Origin of the sequence: Paenibacillus radicis (ex Xue et al. 2023) (assembly GCF_024722015.1) — a bacterium.
In the GTDB taxonomy this organism is placed as follows: Bacteria; Bacillota; Bacilli; order Paenibacillales; family NBRC-103111; genus Paenibacillus_S.
In genome coordinates, this window is sequence record NZ_JANQBD010000002.1 from 391,733 (window position 1) to 410,132 (window position 18,400).

The window sequence follows — 18,400 nt, forward strand, 5'->3', positions numbered from 1 at the left end:
ACCGTTATTTTTGCGAACGGAGTTTTTTATAATCATCGTTCATCATCCGCGAGGATTCCTCCACTGTCATATCACCAGTCAGCAGCGCAGGTCCGATTATCTTTAATGTGCTCCACATGCCGTTGGGCAAATATTCCCGGTCGAAAACCGGAATCGTCCGCAGGCCTCCGTATTTAGTAAAGTCTGCGGTCAAGCCGCCCAAATCATATTTGACGTTCTTAAGTCCGGCAGGCATCCCTGTAGCTGCAGCCACTTTAGCGATATTGTCGCTTTTAGCCATATAACTCAAGAGCAGCAGCGCTGCATCTATGTTTTTCGATTTATTCCATACGCCAAACGCTTCCCGTTCTCCGCCGTTCAGGATCGGTTCATCTCCTTTGTAAAAGGCGGGCACAGGCATCATCCCAACCTGTGCATCAGGATTGATCTTCATCGCTTCGGCAACAATAGCATTGTTTTCAAACAAGAAAGCCGCTTTACCGGTGGCAATCTTCTCAGCCGCGCTTAACGGGTCGGCTGTTACGACATCCTTGTTCAAGTAGCCTTCCTTCTTTAAATTTACCAGCTGCTGCGAGACCATATTCCACCCGCTCCAGTCAAAAGTGCCGTCTTTCAGTGAATCTCCGTAATTATGTGATTTATCCGATACAAGAACGGTTGGAGCCAGCTTATTGAAAAAGCCTGCCAGTTTTGTCGTGTCTTTGCCCCCGATGTGGATCGGAGTGATGTTGGCGTTTTTGATCACCTTGCAGGCTGCCATCAGCTCTTCCCATGTCTTCGGAATCTCCAGGTTCAAATCCTTAAGTACCTTTTTGTTGTACACGATACCGGATTGGTCGATATTTAACGGCAGCACATAAACATTTCCTTTTTTATCGGAAATGGTCGGTTTGATCGTATCCGTAAGGTTGCCAAACCATGGCTGATCGTTGAGAGGACGCAAATATTCGCTGTACCGATTCACGGACCAGCCATGCGTTGCAAACAGGTCCGGCAGATCATTGGAAGCCATCTTAGCCTTCATCAGCTGCTCATAGTCCTTTCCCTGTGTGCTGAAATCGACCTGAATGCCTGGATTTTCCTTTGTAAATCCGTCTATTATCGTCTGAATTGCATCAAACGTCGTACCTGTTGCGTTAGTCATCATCGTAAGCTTGACCGCCTTTGCCTCCTTCGTCGGAAGCGTGCCTGTGTTTGCTCCGTTACTCGCTCCCACTGACGTATTGCTGTTTCCACCGTTCGAGCATCCTGTTGCCATGATCAGTGCCGATAGGCCGATTGTACAAAGCTTCGTCATTTTTTTCATGAATCGTTTTATCCCCTTCATCGGTTAATTGGTGTGTCACATCGTCAGTATAACGGAATAAAACGGTCTCAAATCAGCTCAAAACTACACTAACCGTGCTGCTTTCTATGATACTGCTTTTTAGAGTCAGGGTTGATCGTTCTGAAGGAAGGAAGATCCTTGAGCATGTCGAATACGTTGTCTCAAGAAGAATCTCATCAGGACAAGAAAGGTTGATTCACTCATGAAAGGCTTCGGGATCAAACTGTATCGGCCGCTTAATAAGAAGCTTGTCCTTATTTTCATGATCAGTACACTGCTGCCGATGTTGCTAACCACCTATATAGTCGCACGAGTTTATATCGATAAGAACAGCAACGATACAGGAATTCTGATTGACAACACACTGATCTCTCTGTCCAAGAGCTTGTCCAGCTACCTCAACGAGTTGGACCAACTTACGCTTATTCCTTACTATAACGATGATTTTATTTATGCGCTCAAGGTCAAGGCCTCCGAATCTTACGAAAGCATGAGCAAATACCAGGTCCTAAGCATCACTAATATGTTGGATTCGCAGCTAAGGTTTGTTAGGAATACACGCAAGGATATTATGAGTACCCTGATCGTTTCGGACAACAAGCCATTGTTTTATTCGACCAACAACCCGCTAAATGATGTGGCGCCTGATTATGAGTTTTCTGAAACAGATTGGTACCGCAAAGCTCTGCTCGCAGGCGGAAACGCTGTTTTCATTAATCCACACAAGCAGGACTATTTTACTCGCACTAAAAATGAAACGGTGTTCTCTGTTGCACGCACGATCCGGGAAATCCCATCCCAACGACCAATCAGCGTCATTATCGCCGATGCTAATACCGTTGTTTTACAAAAAATGTTTCAGGACATCGATTTCCATGTCCCTTCCTATATCGCACTCCTAGATGAGGAACGTAATTTCGTTTATTCAAATCACGAGATATCTCCGGCGTTGTTCAGGCCGATGCCCGAAAATCGTTCCGTTATACGCGATGGCAGCAATTCCTATCTGGTGATAAGAAGAACGGTGGCCCCGTACAACTGGGAGCTGGTCGTGCTTCTCTCCTACAAGCATCTGGAGCAAAAGACATTATGGATCTACCTGAACTCCGCTCTGCTCTATATCGTTTGTCTTGTCGTTGCTTTCTTGTTCTATCAAGTACTATCTCGTAAAGTGATGGGGCCAGTCAAGGAGATCATTAAGGCGATGCGCAAGGTCGAGCAAGGTGATTTTACAGCCCGCTACCATTCCCATACGAAAGACGAATTCGATGTGATCGGGCAATCACTCAATTCCATGATCGATGAGTTGAAGCAGAAAATCGAGATGGAATACGTGCTGGTGCTGAAGCAGCGCAATTCCGAGTACAAAGCGCTTCAGTCGCAGATCCAGCCGCATTTTTTATTCAACATGCTAAACGGTTTTGTCGCACTTAACCAACTAGGTGAGCGAGAACTGCTGGAAACATCGATTATCGATCTTACTCTGCTGCTGCGGTATATCTTGAATCACCCGGATATGACTACTCTCGAGGAAGAACTGCAGCTTATACAAAAATATGGTTCCCTCCAGCAGCTGCGCTTCGGACAACGCCTACAGGTCCACGTATCGTACGAAGATAGCGTGCGTTCTTACAAGGTGCCCAAGCTGCTGCTCCAGCCCTTGGTTGAGAATGCAATCATCCACGGAATCGAACCCATGAACGCTCCTTGCAGTCTGGTGATTGCAGCCGATATGCTGGTTGAGAATGATATCATATATGTGCATATCCGTATCGAGGATGACGGCACCGGCTTCGACCCGGAGTTTCCGGAAGAACACGGCAAGATTGGCCTGACCAATACCATTGAACGGTTGCGGCTGTGCTTTCCTGACAGTCTGTTTCAGCTGAAGAGCTCTATTGGTGAAGGAACGCGAATTACTATCATGATACCGGAGGGCAATTTCCATGAAAATCCTAATAGCGGATGATGAGCATCTGATTCGGCTGTCAATCCGGCATAACCTGGAGAAACTGAATATTCCTGCGCAAAGTATTCACGAAGCAACTGATGGCTACGAGCTTCTTCGCGAGTTGGAACGACTGCAGCCCGATGTTGCTTTTGTCGATATCAAAATGCCTTTGCTTGGCGGTTTGGAAGCCATCGAGCAAGGCAAGCTCGTCTCACCTTACACGGAGTTCATCATTCTGACCGGATTCTCCGAATTTGACTATGCCCGGAAGGCAATAGCTCTTCGGATCAACGAATATTTGCTGAAGCCAGCCAGTCTTGACCAGCTGAAAGCGGTAATCCACAACATTATGGAGCTTCTTGAACGCAAAGCTGAGGAAAGAAACCGGCTGTTCACCCTGCAGATCGCTGAAATCATTGCTGCAACGAAGCCTGCAGAGGATAACCGTTTACCACTGGAAGGAATGAATTGCAAGCTGGTTGCCGTATGTTTTGACGGTTTGAAAGAAACGAATCGTTTGAGAGCCGAAGCATGGCTAGATCGAGCCAGAAGCTGCGCCAAGCCATACATGAGCCAACATTTTCACATGACCATCGTGAAGCCGCGCGATAATGAATGGATTCTTGTGCTCGGCATCGAGAAGACTTGGGAAGCCGGCAATGAGAAACTGTTATCTTGCCTGTCGGAGATCCGACACATGACGGCAGCCTGGCGCAAGGAGCAGGGTGACAATCTAACCCTGATTACGAGCAACACCATCCCCTTCAGGTTATTCTTATCCACATATGGGGAGCTTCTGCAGATGACCTGCCTGAGAGCTTTACTCGGTATTTCTGTTGATTATTCCCAGTCGTTTCTAAAAGCAGTTATTCAGGATAAACCTTATTATCTCACTGTTTGCACTTTACTTGTCGAATTGGCAAGGTATCAGGAACTTCAAAGCCCTATTGAATTCGGCAGCGCGATCGAGCGGCTCATCCCTCTTGTAGAAGATCAACGGCTGCATGAAAACATTCGAGTCATTTCCGCCATGGGATTGTTTTTACGTTGTTCCATTGGGCTGTCTGTGGAAGCTGATGGCGGGTATTCTAGTTTGAAAAGTGAGCTGTTGGACTATAGCAAACGTTTAATAGGTTCCCAAACGGATCGGAGTCAAATCATTCGGTCTATCGTCACTTACGCCAATTCCCATTACGCAGATGAAATAAGCGTCGCCAAGGTGGCTGACCTGTTCGATATCAGCCCCAATTATTTAAGCACATTATTTCATAAAGAAACGGGAAATCGATTTGTTGAGTATATAGCGGAGTTGAGGATGAAGGAGGCGCGAAAACTGCTTCTGGAGACTGATTTATCCATACATGAGATTACTAGGAAAGTCGGACTTTATAGCACAAGCCATTTCAGTAAACTGTTCACCAAATATTACAGTGTCTCCCCCCAAGAATATAAAAAAAATGCGGCCTCTAATCGTTCGCAGCCCCCTGCTTTACCTGAGTAAATTTGTCTTTATGATCGAATATCTTCAGATCGAAGCCCTTTCGAGGAAGAGACATTCGTGTCTAAGTTGTAGCTTTTTTTGCTATATCAGACTTCTTCAGCTCCGCTGAAAACTTATCAAGTCTGATATTATAAAATAAGGCTGTCGGTCGATCCGACAGCCGGTTATAATACCTTCTCATAGTAGATAATCTCCATCTCTTTATACAGCCTTCGATTTATTTCTATATATCCATTTCGCTCGAATAATTTTTGGGCCGGCAACTGTTTGACGGTTGTATCTAGAATGAGTTTTTGGTAGCCTTTATCTTTTGCCGAGCTCTCTAAAGCCGTTAAAATCAACTGACCTATTCCTCTTTTCTGATAGTTCTGATCAATTCTAATTCTCTTTATTTCTGCTGTTTCACTATCATACTTTCTATAAGCGCCCATGCTAACTATTCGATCATTAATTAATCCAACTATAAATTCTCCGTTATTATTCAGGTAAATCTCCTCGATTCGCTCCATGTCTTTATCTAAACCGGGGTTCCCTATACTTGCACTAAATTGAATTAGTCCTTCCACGTGCAGCTTCATAACAAATTCATGATCGCTTGGTTGATACTGTCTGATTCGTATAGACATTTTATTTTCCCTTTCAATATAGCCTAAATTTCTTTCTCTTAAAGCATTGTGGTAAATCTGTCGAGACGGTAATCCTCTATTAATTCTATATTTTTTTTGTGTTTTACATATGTTTTGATTTGTTCCTTAATATTAGGAATCAGCAAAATCGAATCCAACTCTTCTAATGCGATCCATTTTACTGCAGATTGATTAGGGTCTGGATGCTGAGGCATTTGAGGCTTTGAATGATCCTTTAACGTACATTCGAATATTAAATGAATTCCATGTTTATCAGTCGGAAGGTATTCACCTGATTGTTTGTGCGGAGCAAATTCATACACTAATGCTAACGGTCCAACTTCAACTTCTGCGGTAGTTTCTTCGTACACCTCTCTGATTACTCCATCAATAACGGTCTCACCCGGCTCTGCACCTCCACCAGGAAGATTATAATGGATTCCATTGTCTTCATATTCTACAAGCAAGATTGAATTATCTTTTATAATTAGCGCTGTTGGTCTTATTCTAATATGTGACAAAGTATCGCCTCCACTTATTGTCGTATTATTTATACTTATATAGAGCATTGAAGCAGTGTTCTTATTGTAAAATTCAATAAATCCCACAATATACCTGCACTCAAGCTCATTTTCTACTCAAAAAAAAATTAAAACATAACAAAAAGGACAACACCCTGAAGAGGTAATTGTCCCGATGCTACAAGTGAAACGAATGGTTCCTTGCTGCCATCACACAGCAGAACAAATTTATTGCTGTCCGTGCTTGAAATTTCATGCACCGGACATTGTTCATCGTCAGTGACCTTATCATACAGCCCCTAGATACCCATGTGAATATATATAACGTTCATATTGTTTGAAAGTCCAAAATATGTCTCATTCTTTGTTTTATAAACGATAAATGTTATATTAGGTAACGTGAAGACCCTTTCAACTTGACAATTATACTTTTTCAGCATAAGGAGTTGGCTGTTCATGGATATTACCGTACAAGAAGCACTACAGATTTATCCATTGTCAGAAGGTAAACTTGTGGCAGGAGCTCAAGGCGTATCACGGGTTATCAGCGCATTAAATTTGATGGAAGCACCCGACATTTACAATTCGATGAATGAAGGAGCGCTGCTCTTAACAACGGGATATGCAATCAAGGAATCCTCCGAAAGTTTTGTTCACTTATTGCAAAACCTGAATGCATGCGGTTCTTCAGGACTCGGAATCAAATTGGGTCGTTACGGGAAGAAAATCCCGAATATCGTAATAGAAGAAGCCGACAGGCTCCAGTTTCCACTTATCGAGCTTCCCTCTGAAATTACCTTCTCCGAACAAATCACTGCTCTTTTTCATACTCAATTCGAGAGAAATAAGAAATTGAACCAAGTTCTGGATATGCAGAAGCGGCTTGTTGATTTCGCTATGCAAGCCAATGATAACTCCGATTATTTTGTGGAACTTTCCGAAATACTCCAGTGTCAGTTCGCTGTTATTGATTCTTGGGGTAAAATGCTCTACAACTCAACCGGCTGCAAAGAACAAGAACTGTTAAGAAACTGGCCCTGGGAGCCGGATTATAAGTTAAGCCGAATTCAAGATAACATGATATACCGCATTCCTTTATTGAAAAGCGGCAAATGTCTCGGTTATTTTCTGGTCATGTCTGCAAGCTTGTCTGATGGAAGTTCAGATAAGGGCGTTTATCATCAGGCCGCTGTCATTCTCTCCTACCATTTGGAAGACATTCAGAATTACGAGTCTTTGGCGGCAGATCAACGGCTCGGGAACGCGATTGAACGATATCTTCAGCAGCAAATTTCACAGGAGGAAGTGATTGATCAAGCCATTACGTTTCGGGGTAACATCTGGAAAGGCGCTTATCTATGTATCTTAACACCTGTTCATTCCGGATCTGGTGATCCAGCCTGGAAGAAATCTGTCCTAAGAAGCATTCATGAGAGCATGAAGAATTATCAGAAAATGGCAGCCTGCGAATCGCATCATCTGTTTGTACATAATAAACTGCTGTCCTTATTTTCATTACCTGAGAAAAACAGTGCTGACTTAACCTACATCGAGCAGCTTACTGGCAGCTATGCGCAGCTGCTTGGTCTCCTAATGGACAACCCGCAGCAATCCTTTGTCAGTTCCATCAAACATCGGTTGGAATCGCTCATGGATGGATATGAGCAATGCGTGGAAGCTCAGCGAATAAGCGAGCAATTGTCTTTGGACTCGGCCATTATCTCCTTTCCCGATCTGGAATTTTTTTATATACTCCGGCATATTCCTGTTCAGGTGATGACGAAGTACACCGATAGCCTTCTGTATCCTTTGCTGCAAAAGGATGAGGACTATATGGCTGAAATGCTTCGAACTCTTGATGCTTACTTTATTAACAACGGACTAATTAACGATACGGCCAAGGAGCTTTACATTCATCGCAACACCGTATTATACCGCATGGAGAAAATCGGAGAGCTGCTGAAGATCGACCTCAAAAAACCGAATGATCTCCTAAAAATAAAATTAGCGTTAATGTTCAGACGCCTCCTTAAATAAGGTGTCTATAGCCTAATGAAAGCAAAAGAGAGGCTGCTGCGAGGCAAGCTTCTCTTACATTTCCAGCTTATGATTTTGCGCGTCAGAACATGGTTTGAAAAGCCGGCCAACTCATCTTTTAAACAAATTCTCCTGGATGCCGTCTTTTTAACTCAGGTATAGCGTCTTCGCGTCCTGTTGCCTCAAGCCGATTAACATATTCTTTAAGGAAACCTTTGGCATGGTAAGGTCCTCCCTCCTTCATTACCGTCCATAATGGATCCACATCGAATTTCATAGTATTCATCATATCATCATGCCATTCATTCAATAAATAAACCGCCTCTTTGCATATATCGCGTTGTTCCAGTGCCAGATCCTGCTGTTCATGGGGATCATTCTGAAGATTAAACAGCATTTCCTTGTTAAACAAATGATAGCCGTCATGATAGGTACGGATATATAAGTAGTCTCCAAACCGGATACTTCGCTGGCATACATGAGCACATTGAGAGATTACTAAATAATCTCTGCTGCTTGGTTCCCCATTTTGTATAACACTAGCATAGCTTTTTCCATCCCAGCTCTTCATCGGCTCTTTTTCTAATAATTCGGCAAGGGTTGGATTTAGATCCAGATGATAATGCAGTCCCTCATCCACAGCTTTCTTCGTTCTGCCAGGCCAACGAATAATCATAGGAATACGGCATGTTCCTTGATCAGCTGTTCCATGCTCCCCATAGATGCCCAGCTCACCCTGATTTTCACCATGATCCGCGGTTATGATAACGATTAAATCCTCCATTACTCCCTGTTCTTCCAATGCTTGAAACACTCTGCCTATATTTTCGTCCATAAATTTAATGCCTGTGTCGTATCCGTCAATCATTCTTCGCAATGATGCCCGATCGTTGATTTCTCCTGGATGCCGCGGGTATTGAGGAGAAGTGCTGCTGTTGTACATATTGATTTCACTTGCGCTATGCGGCCCGACCTTCTTCATATGTTTTTCTAATACATCATCACTAATCCAATCCGGCAGCGGGTCGTTTTCAAACGGATTGCCAAATTCGAGCGGTGCTCGATAAGGAGTATGCGGGTCCCAATAATTTACATACAAAAACCAGTCGTCTTTCGCAGCATTGTTCTTTACCCAATCTATCACGGTTGGTGTTACTTCCTCAGACGATTCCATACCGCTCTTACCTGTATTATGGATTTCGTTAAATCCTGCATAAAAGGTCCACGCAGAATGGCGTTCACCGAACGGACTGATGAGTGAAGTACGCAATCCCGCTGAACGCAGCAAAGCAGGTAAACTTTCATGCGCTAATGTATCTTTGAATTGACGGTCTTGACCTTCATGGCGAACGTCAGCAGCCGTTCCTCCATGTCCGACAACGCCGTTATGGATACCGAATCTGCCTGTCATCAAGGCTGTTCTGGAAGGAAAACAAGGAGCATCCGACGTGTAATAATTGGTGAAGCGGATTCCTTCCTCAGCAATTTTATCAATGTTCGGGGATGTATTGCGATGGTAGCCATAACATCCCAAATGATCCGGGCGTGTTGAATCTAAATCCAACAACAAGATTCTCATATTCGAAGCAGCTCCCTTAACTGGTAATTTTACATCATAATAGTTCGAACAGTGTCAATCATCAACTAACAGGTACTTGAAACCGATCCCCTGTCTTATGTATCCACTCCACTAATTGCTCCTGCAGCTCTTTTCTTTTACTTGCATAGACTCCTTGAGGATTATGGGCTTGATTAACCAGTTCATAGGGATCTTCCTTTAAGTTGAACAACATCCATGAGCATCCTTCAAAGCAAACATATTTCCAGCCATCCTTGGTTACAATACCGCGCCATGGCTTATCCACATTCCCGCGTGCGGTCGGACTTTGCAGAAAGGCACTGTCCGGCTGTTCCCCGACATCACGAGAAGAAAGGCGATGCCCAGAGAAATCGGTTCCCTCCATCCATCCCGGCTTGTCGATTCCGCATAAACCCAAAGTTGTGGGAGCTATGTCCACATGATTCATCATGGCTTGCGACTTCCCTGTTTTTCGGCCATTGTAGAAAGCGGTTTCCCCACTAATTATGAATGGAACCCGAATCGATTCCTCATAGGGAAGTGTCTTCAAATATTGGCCATGGGAACCGTGCATATCTCCGTGATCACTAAAAAATACAATATGGGTATTGTCTGCCAGGCCGCATTCAGACAAGGTTCGGCGAATTTTACCGACATTCCAATCCAAATTTTCGATCATCGCGTAGTAACCGGATAGATCAAGCCGAGCTTTTTCCTGCACCTTGGGAATGGCCGGGACATTCGTACGCAATTGAACATTGGCAGGAATATGCCGCTTTCTGGTCTCCTCCGGGGATATATAGGGATTATGCGGAGGCTGCACGGAAAGGACTGCGAAGAACGGCTCTCCGCTGCCTTCCTTCTGCTTTTGCCCCATGTCCTCTAAGTATACAGTAAATAGGTTGGTTAATTCATCTGTTTCATAGCCCGGAAGACGATAATGGAATGCACTCTCTCCTTCGCCTCCGTGCACCCAGCAATCCCACTGGCTGTTATTGTTTTCATAGCCAACCCATTGCTTGAATCCACCTCTTCGGTCGGGAGGGATAATATGATGTGAGGCCCTGCCTAGCTTTTCCTGATATCCATCCAAATGCCATTTACCGAAATAGGCAGTATGATACCCGTGATCATTGAACTCGTTAGCAATCGTACGTTGTTCAGGCGGCAATTGGTATTCATGTCCTGGAACACAGTTATGCGGATAACGGCTGGTTAACATGGAGCCCCTGAACGGGCAGCATAACGGAAATCCGGATACGGCATTAACAAAATTGACTCCCATTGCCGCCAAATTATCGATATTGGGAGTCGATACGTTCGGATCACCGTTGCAGCCAAGCGCCTGGGCACGATGCTGGTCTCCTAATATCCATATTACGTTCGATTTCACGGAAGATTCTTTACTCCGGTTCAAATGAATCCCTCCTCATTGTAGAGCCAGTATGCGGCCGGCTTACCCTTTCAATCCTGTCGTAGCGATACCTTGCACAATATATTTCTGGAAAACCATAAAAATAACAAATTGTGGAATCAAAGTCAGAGTTGACATCGCGAGCAGCGGTCCCCACTCTGTTTTTGTCGACGGATCGGAAAACAGCCTCAAGCCCAGCGCGATCGTGTACAGCTTTGGATCATTTAAGTAGATCAACGGTGCGAAAAAGTCGTCCCACGTCCACAGGAATGAGAATATCGCTACTGTTGTAAGTGCCGGCATGCACAGAGGGAGCACAATCCTCCGCCAAACCCCAAATGTCGTGCACCCGTCAATAACGGCTGCTTCATCAAGCTCACGTGGGATTCCACGGTAAAACTGAACCATCAGGAAAATAAAGAATGGAGTCCCGCCGATAAAGGAAGGGACGATCAATGGATAATAGGTATTCACCCAGCCAATTTTTTGGAACAAGATGTATTGCGGAATTAACGTGACCTGTCCTGGCAGCATCATAGTTACAAGCAAGCAGGAGAAGAGTATGGAACGAAACTTGAACTGCAATCGGGCAAAACCAAATCCGACAAGACTTGCCGAAAGCAAGCAGCCCAGCATGACACTCAGCGTTACAAACGTGGAATTCAGAAAAAACGTCGAGAAGCTGATTCTTCCAGCACCTCTCCAACCAACTAAATAATTGTCCCACTGCAGCCGGCTCGGAATCAGGGAAGCCACATTCGTAAATATTTCCGAGCCAGGCTTAAGCGAACTGGCCAGCATCCACAAAATCGGATATATCATTAAAAAGCCGCAAACGATTACAAACAAATGATAGATAGCGCTTCCGGCATTTGCTTTCATTGATCTGTTTATCTCCCCTTTAAGATTCATAATGAGCCCATTTCCGGGATGACCTGAAGATAAGCGCCGTGCAGCTAGCCATCATCGCAAGAAGCACCCATGCCATAGCCGATGCATATCCCATTTTATGATGAGTGAAAGCCTGATCGTATAAATACAAGGCATAAAATAAAGTTTCATCCAACGGACCTCCGCCAGTAATCAAATACGCTTGGGAAAAGGTGAGAAAAGCATGAATCGTTTGCATCACCAAATTGAATAGCAGCACTGGCGTGAGCATGGGCAGAGTAACGGATAGGAATCTTTTCAGACCATTGGCTCCGTCGACGGAAGCCGCCTCATACAAATCTTTAGGAATCGCTTTTAATCCCGACAAAAAAATGAGCATGGGCGCTCCGAATTGCCACATTACTTGCAAAATTATGACCGATAAGGAGTGATCGGGACTGAATATCCAATCCACCGGCTCCATTCCAACCTTAGCGGTAAACCAGTTAACTACACCATCCAAGCTGAATAACTGTCTCCACATGACGGCCACGGCTACACTTCCTCCAAGAATTGAAGGAATATAATACACGGTTGCGTACAAATTCGTCGCTTTGCGCTTGCTATTAAAGAGTAATGCAAGGAGCAGAGCTGCCCCCAGCTTAAGAGGCACAGAAACTAAGACGAACCACAATGTTACCTGCAAAGACTTCCAAAAGCGTGAATCTTCCATCATATTTCCGTAATTCCCCAATCCGATCCAACGAGCCGGAGATAATAAATCGTAATCTGTGAAGGAAAGATACAACGAAGCGATCATCGGACCGATAATAAATCCCAAAAATCCTATCAACCATGGGGATATGAACAGGTAGCCCGCAACGTTTCGTTTAATTTCACCTCTGCTCATTTAGCGAACTCACTCCCTTTCAGCCATCCTGATGTATGTTTTACTTGGCGAATATTTTTTTGACACCTTCACGAAGCTGTTTGGCAAAGCCCTCTGGAGTCGTTTTTTCGAAAATCAGCTGCTCATTCAATTTATCCCACAAGGACGTCACTTCCGAATAGCCTGCTGGTTCAGCCGTATACAGGGGCGCAGCATAAGGCTCCACTGTTTTTGAATAGTCAATAATTTTTTTCACGGATTCATCCAATTTAGGATAAATGATATCCATCAATTCTTTATGAATGGGAGTGCCCCGGATACCAAGCAAAATTAGATTGGCTTCTTCACTTCTTGTGAAAAAATCGATGAATTGGGCAGCCGCTTTGGCCTTCTCCGGACTCGTTTCTTTCGTTACAGCGAGCATCACGCTTGGCTTGAAGTATAGTGCTTTCTGTCCGCCTGGCGTCGTCGGCAGCACGGTCAATTCCAGCTTGCGGCCGCTTAGCTCTTGGATCGCTTGCGTTTGAGCATCATACATGAAGTCAATCGGAGATTTATTTTTTACAATAAGCTTATCTTCATTTTTTTTGATGGAAACGGTAATATTAGCCGGCGGGCTTACTCCATCCTTACGCAGCGGAGCCCAGTAGTTCAAGAAATCGATCAATACTTGATCATCAAATCCGAGACCGTTGTTTTCCTTGTTGTAGAACCATAATCCCCTTTCTCTCAAATAATGATAAAACCCAAGCATTCCGTCCAGGGGCATTACGTAATAATCTTTGCCCAACTTCTCTTTTAACTGCCGGGATGTAGACGCTAGTTGTTCCCAGGTGTATCCAGGCTCTAATGGTTTAACCCCGGCTTTCTCAAACATCGCAGGATCGTAGATCATGGCAGGTGAATTCGTTCCTACTGGCAATGCAAACGTTTGATTGTTCACTTTTCCTCCTGAAACCAGCATCGGATTGACATTTTTCAAATTAATAACATCCTGCTGAATAAACGGATCCAAAGGCTGAAGCAAGTCTCGGGATACCCATTCGTTAATTCTCGTCAAATCCATCTGCATCAGCTCTGGCAGGTTTCTCCCCGCCGCTTGCACGGCCAGCTTTTCCCAGAACGCATTAACATCGGCATATTGAGCGTTGATTTTTATATTCGGATTTTTTTGCTGAAACAGATCGATAATTTTTTGATACCGCTCGTTATGAACCGTTGTCCCCCACCACGCAAATGTAATTTCCACAGCTTTATTAGGACTTGTGTTCTTGGTCTCTTTCGAATCCACCGTATTAGTCCCGGAGCATGCCGAAAGTACAGTCATTGCTAATAGCCATACACTTAACAAAATACCTGCATTTCTTCTCAACCGATTTGAGGCTGATTTCATTTTTAAATCCCTCCCTTTCTGCTTTGCATTCAATATCTATTTCAGTATAGGCATCTCTTTTCGCGGACAATAGGCATTCACGTTCATATTTCGTATCATTGTTTCAAACGTTTTCATCGATCCCGGTAAAAAGGTATCAATTATTCAGATTATAGGGTCTTAACGTTGGAATCATCTTGATACATCTAACCTCTCTTAAGAAAATAAGCTATACTAAACTTGTTGCACCGATTTGTTTGAAGAATGAAGTGCAAATGCGTTACAGCAGCATAGGACGTTTAACAAAAAAGGTGTGATTCTATGTATAAGCTTGTGATTGTGGATGATGAAATCGAAATTCGCAGCGGCATTGCTCAATATTTCCCTTGGCATGATCTTGGCTTTGAGGTTGCTTATCATTGTGAAAACGGCCTCATCGCTCTGGACTACATATTGAATCATGAAGTGGATGTTGTGTTGAGCGACATTAAGATGCCTGTTATGAATGGTATTGAGCTTGCCCAAAGTATACATCAGCGTAGGCTGAACATAAAAACAGTTTTTCTAAGCGGTTATAAGGATTTTGAATACGCCAAGCAAGCACTCATATACGGAGTGAAAAATTATATCGTCAAGCCGACCATATACAAAGAACTGTATGACGTGTTTACCTTATTAAAAATAGAGCTCGACGAGGATAAGCTTCCCCTTCCAGAGGCAACAAACACTACTGAAGCACCCAGCTTTAATGAAAAGGTTATTCAAACCATTCACGATTACGTGCAGCAAAACTATCGAAATGCATGCCTCGAGGATGCTGCCCGGTTGATTTATATGAATCCCCATTATGTTAGTACCTACTTTAAGGAGAAGTCAGGCGAATATTTCTCGGAATACGTGCTGAGGGTAAAAATGAATAAGGCTGCCGAACTGCTAATGGACATCAACTTTAAAACCTACGAAGTAAGTGAAATGATCGGATACAGCAATACGAAAAACTTCGCCAGGGCGTTCAAGCAATATTTCGGTAAAACCCCGCGAGAATATAGAAACCGCTAAGGAGCCCTATTCGATGCCCAGAAAATTTTTCATCAAAAACTTAGCGTTGTTCCTCATCCCGATGATTATTCCGTTGTTGATCATTGGGTCGTTATCCTTTCTCATAACACAGCGTTATGTGAACAATGAAATTACAAGAAACAGCTCTAACTTATTTTTGCAAATAGACAGAAGCATCCAGCTCATTTTTTACCAGCTTGACTCTTTGTTCTTGAGCTTCAGCAATCCAAGTGTCATATACTCGCTTAAAGATGTGCTGCGTACCCAATCCATCACCTATGAGCAAAATCAGATGATGAATTCGCTCAAGATGTCCATCAACACCCCAGCCAATTCTCAACCCTACATCGAATCCATTTACGTGTATATAGAAAATCAAAACGGTTATTTCTTGACATCATCACTGGAAGGTTTAGTGAACCTGAAAGACTACTACGATAAGGACTGGTTTGAGAGCTACATGCGGAACAAAAATAATAAAGGGATTTTTGCCGAGTCCAGACTAATAACCCGCAGTTCTTTTGAAAAACCAATCCCAATTACAACCATCTACAAACCGCTGATCTCGACAACGCGCAGCCAACCTGACGGTGTCATCGCGCTTAATATTTACACTCAATATATCGAAAACCAATTAAAAAATATTGACACCCTTCCCGATCAAAGTCTGCTTATTGCCGATGAACTGAATACAATTATTTTCAAAAATTACGATCTTCCCTATTTGCAGGATCTCGATTTGACTAAATTCAATGATCACTCCGGCACGGCTCTAGCGTTGAAGCTCAAGGGTGAAGCATACTCCGCTTTTCGGCTGCTGTCACCGAACAACGGTTGGAATTATATATCGATCACTCCGGATAAATCGTTGTTTGCCATTCCTTCACAGCTAAGAAAGCTGACTTTTTGGTCACTTGGACTATGTTTTCTACTGGGATTCATCTTGGCTTACTATATTACTACCAAAAATGTGCGGCATATTAGAACGATCTTCTCAATCATCAAATCTGCTGAAAATAATACACCGCAGTCTGAGCTGGCTCTTACCGCCAAAAAAGACGAGTATGGCTATATAATCAACAATATCGTGCAATCCTTCATCCTGCAAAATCAATTAAATCTGCAGCTAACTGAGAAAAAATATTTGCTCAAATCTGCAGAACTGCTAGCTCTGCAATATCAGATGAATCCACATTTTTTGTTCAATACACTGGAGACTATCTATTGGAAAACATTGAGACTGACCGGACAGCCCAATGAAGTCAATTTCATGCTTGAAAACTTATCCAAGGTTCTACACTATGCGCTGGATCGGCCTCAAGAAATTGTCACCATTGAAAAAGAAATCAATTATACCAAAAGCTACATCGACATCCAGCAGATCAGATACCCGAACAAATTCAAAGTCAACTGGGAGTTTAACGATGAAGACGTCAAAGCGTTCAGCATTATTAAGATGTCGCTGCAGCCGCTTATAGAAAATAGCATCTACCATGGGATCAAAGAAAAGGAAGGAATGGGCTGTATCAAAATCAAGGTGCTGCGTTGCCATCCCTCCTGTATGAGGATTACGGTGACAGATAACGGGGTAGGTATGAACAAAGAACATCTGGAGAGAATTAGTGAGCATTTCCGTCAAAATACTGAGATTCATGACCATATCGGATTATTTAATACGAATAAACGGATGACTCTTACATACGGGGAAGCATACGGCATTCAAATTCGCAGCAAGCCAGGATTTGGAACTGTTATCGACCTGAATATCCCTATTTAGCTCAACAGAGACAGCCGCATAGCCATGAAATCATCTATTTAGTTGTGGCTGCTCTCTTTTGCTTTCCTTATCACGGATTCAATAAATGGAGCTTTCGCCTTCGTATATGCAGCTCTATCATTCTTATAAACAAGTTCAAGTTCTTTCTTTAAAACGTTATATTCCCTCAATAAATCAGGGTGATTAATTAAATAGTCTCTAAATAATAAGTTGGAATTCCAATTATCCGCTTTGTGCTCGTATATATGTAAATGATGAGTTCCTGCACGCCACTGCCCCTTTCGAAAAAACCTTCTTTCAGGAAAATGGGGATGATCAACAAACTCATAGCCGATCGTTTTTAATTGTTCATAATGCAGCTTAGTCAAGTCTTGCAAGTTATTTATTCCAACCATCATGTCAATTACAGGCTTGGCTGCCAGTCCAGGAATAGCTGTGCTTCCAATATGCTCTATTCCTTGAATCAAGTCCTTCAGGAGCTGGACTATTTTTACCTTTTCAACATTATACTCAGTAACCCACTCCGGATTGTATTCGCAAACAACAACTTCTTCCATTAGCAGCTCAACCCTTTCAGTTATGATATAAACCACTTAGGCTTTATCAGTTCAAAATAATTATGATCTTCTAGCACCCTATCAATCTTATCCATCATAATAGCGGTCTCTTCAGGCTTTACTTTAATTATCCATACAACAGATGAAATGATACACATCGCAAGATAGAGTGAATATAGCTTCCAGAATAATTCAGTTGGATCTTGATTACCATGATACCCCATAATCTGACCCATCGAAAAAGGAAGGCTAACTTCCGCACTAAACATGCCTACTTTTAGAAACTCATGTACCGGATCGCCCCAATCATATCTATTAAAATCAATAACTCCGGACAACTCTTTATCTTTAATAATAAGATTTGCTACATGAAAATCATCGTGCTGAAATAGATTGGGCCTATTTTTCATAAGCTGAAGGTTATCTTCAATAAAAGACATTACTTTAAAATCATTCTTAACCTTCACATCAATATTGGAATACTCCTCGATATATCATGCTTCCCATCTGAATAGGCCGTGAGCATTTCACCTTATATTCCTTCATTTTCATTAAGGCTTCGTATTCGAATTGCTTTTCTCCGTAATGTTTAAAATCAAAGGACCTGAGAAGATACGATTGATTGTTTTTAGTAACTCTATACTTTTTATCGCTTGAATATCCCTTATCAATTGGGACAATCTGAGTGTTACCTTGTAGAAATGGAATATGTTCCATAAAAATGTGGCGATTATCGGTAGGGTCCATTCATTTAAACCTCTTCTCTCCTTGGAAATGTAAGGCCTGCTTTGTAATACTACCAAGTTTTTACAACAAAATACAACATCAAGTTGTTAAACCTGATGTTGTATTTTTCAATTGTCCTATGCGATTTTTATCAGCAACCAGTTATCACCGAGCGAATCATCCTGGTTTTTTAC

Annotated in this window: 15 protein-coding genes; 5 read left to right on the plus strand and 10 right to left on the minus strand. The window is 43.0% G+C overall.

Translation table 11 applies throughout. The features are described 5' to 3' along the window. Nucleotides 1-4: 4 nt before the first annotated feature. A complete protein-coding gene (locus tag NV381_RS04390) occupies nt 5-1,306 on the minus strand; it encodes an ABC transporter substrate-binding protein (RefSeq protein WP_258212052.1) in 1,302 nt (433 codons plus the stop codon). Between the two features lie 223 nt (nt 1,307-1,529). Here NV381_RS04390 and NV381_RS04395 point away from each other — a divergent pair, with 223 nt between their 5' ends. Beyond that, a complete protein-coding gene (locus NV381_RS04395; RefSeq protein ID WP_258212053.1) occupies nt 1,530-3,296 on the plus strand; it encodes a cache domain-containing sensor histidine kinase in 1,767 nt (588 codons plus the stop codon). Beyond that, nucleotides 3,274-4,779, plus strand: coding sequence for a helix-turn-helix domain-containing protein (locus tag NV381_RS04400; protein WP_258212054.1), 1,506 nt, complete (start codon nt 3,274-3,276; stop codon nt 4,777-4,779). Before NV381_RS04395 ends, NV381_RS04400 begins: the two co-directional genes overlap by 23 nt. Nucleotides 4,780-4,943: 164 nt before the next feature. On the opposite strand, the gene NV381_RS04405 is transcribed toward NV381_RS04400, so the two are convergent. Further along, a complete protein-coding gene (locus tag NV381_RS04405) occupies nt 4,944-5,405 on the minus strand; it encodes a GNAT family N-acetyltransferase (RefSeq protein ID WP_258212055.1) in 462 nt (153 codons plus the stop codon). Nucleotides 5,406-5,443: 38 nt separating this feature from the next. Further along, the gene (locus tag NV381_RS04410; protein ID WP_258212056.1) at nt 5,444-5,926 is read right to left on the minus strand and encodes an NUDIX domain-containing protein; all 483 of its coding nucleotides are present in this window, start codon (nt 5,924-5,926) and stop codon (nt 5,444-5,446) included. A gap of 456 nt (nt 5,927-6,382) precedes the next feature. Here NV381_RS04410 and NV381_RS04415 point away from each other — a divergent pair, with 456 nt between their 5' ends. Next, the gene (locus tag NV381_RS04415; protein WP_258212057.1) at nt 6,383-7,963 is read left to right on the plus strand and encodes a PucR family transcriptional regulator; all 1,581 of its coding nucleotides are present in this window, start codon (nt 6,383-6,385) and stop codon (nt 7,961-7,963) included. A 118-nt stretch (nt 7,964-8,081) separates the two neighbouring features. On the opposite strand, the gene NV381_RS04420 is transcribed toward NV381_RS04415, so the two are convergent. The 5 genes from NV381_RS04420 to NV381_RS04440 form a co-directional block, all read right to left on the minus strand. Further along, the gene (locus tag NV381_RS04420; RefSeq protein WP_258212058.1) at nt 8,082-9,542 is read right to left on the minus strand and encodes a sulfatase; all 1,461 of its coding nucleotides are present in this window, start codon (nt 9,540-9,542) and stop codon (nt 8,082-8,084) included. A 61-nt stretch (nt 9,543-9,603) separates the two neighbouring features. Next, nucleotides 9,604-10,959: a sulfatase gene (locus NV381_RS04425; protein ID WP_258212059.1), complete on the minus strand. Its 1,356-nt coding sequence runs from the start codon at nt 10,957-10,959 to the stop codon at nt 9,604-9,606. A gap of 39 nt (nt 10,960-10,998) precedes the next feature. After that, nucleotides 10,999-11,838, minus strand: a complete 840-nt coding sequence (locus NV381_RS04430; protein WP_258212060.1) for a carbohydrate ABC transporter permease — start codon at nt 11,836-11,838, stop codon at nt 10,999-11,001. A 19-nt stretch (nt 11,839-11,857) separates the two neighbouring features. Continuing rightward, entirely contained in the window at nt 11,858-12,736 is an 879-nt protein-coding gene (locus tag NV381_RS04435) for a carbohydrate ABC transporter permease (RefSeq protein ID WP_258212061.1), read from the minus strand. 40 nt (nt 12,737-12,776) lie between these two features. Continuing rightward, nucleotides 12,777-14,108 (minus strand): ABC transporter substrate-binding protein, encoded by a 1,332-nt coding sequence (locus NV381_RS04440; RefSeq protein WP_258212062.1) that lies wholly within the window; start codon nt 14,106-14,108, stop codon nt 12,777-12,779. 300 nt (nt 14,109-14,408) lie between these two features. Here NV381_RS04440 and NV381_RS04445 point away from each other — a divergent pair, with 300 nt between their 5' ends. Both NV381_RS04445 and NV381_RS04450 read left to right on the plus strand, forming a co-directional pair. Continuing rightward, nucleotides 14,409-15,146 carry a response regulator transcription factor gene (locus NV381_RS04445; protein ID WP_258212063.1) on the plus strand — a complete coding sequence of 246 codons (738 nt, stop codon included), beginning with the start codon at nt 14,409-14,411 and terminating at the stop codon, nt 15,144-15,146. Nucleotides 15,147-15,159: 13 nt separating this feature from the next. Then, nucleotides 15,160-16,923 (plus strand): sensor histidine kinase, encoded by a 1,764-nt coding sequence (locus NV381_RS04450; RefSeq protein WP_258212064.1) that lies wholly within the window; start codon nt 15,160-15,162, stop codon nt 16,921-16,923. A gap of 38 nt (nt 16,924-16,961) precedes the next feature. Here NV381_RS04450 and NV381_RS04455 read toward each other — a convergent pair whose 3' ends face one another. After that, a complete protein-coding gene (locus NV381_RS04455) occupies nt 16,962-17,480 on the minus strand; it encodes a GrpB family protein (protein ID WP_258212065.1) in 519 nt (172 codons plus the stop codon). 20 nt (nt 17,481-17,500) lie between these two features. Further along, nucleotides 17,501-17,947: an aminoglycoside phosphotransferase family protein gene (locus NV381_RS04460; RefSeq protein ID WP_258212066.1), complete on the minus strand. Its 447-nt coding sequence runs from the start codon at nt 17,945-17,947 to the stop codon at nt 17,501-17,503. Nucleotides 17,948-18,400: the final 453 nt, after the last annotated feature.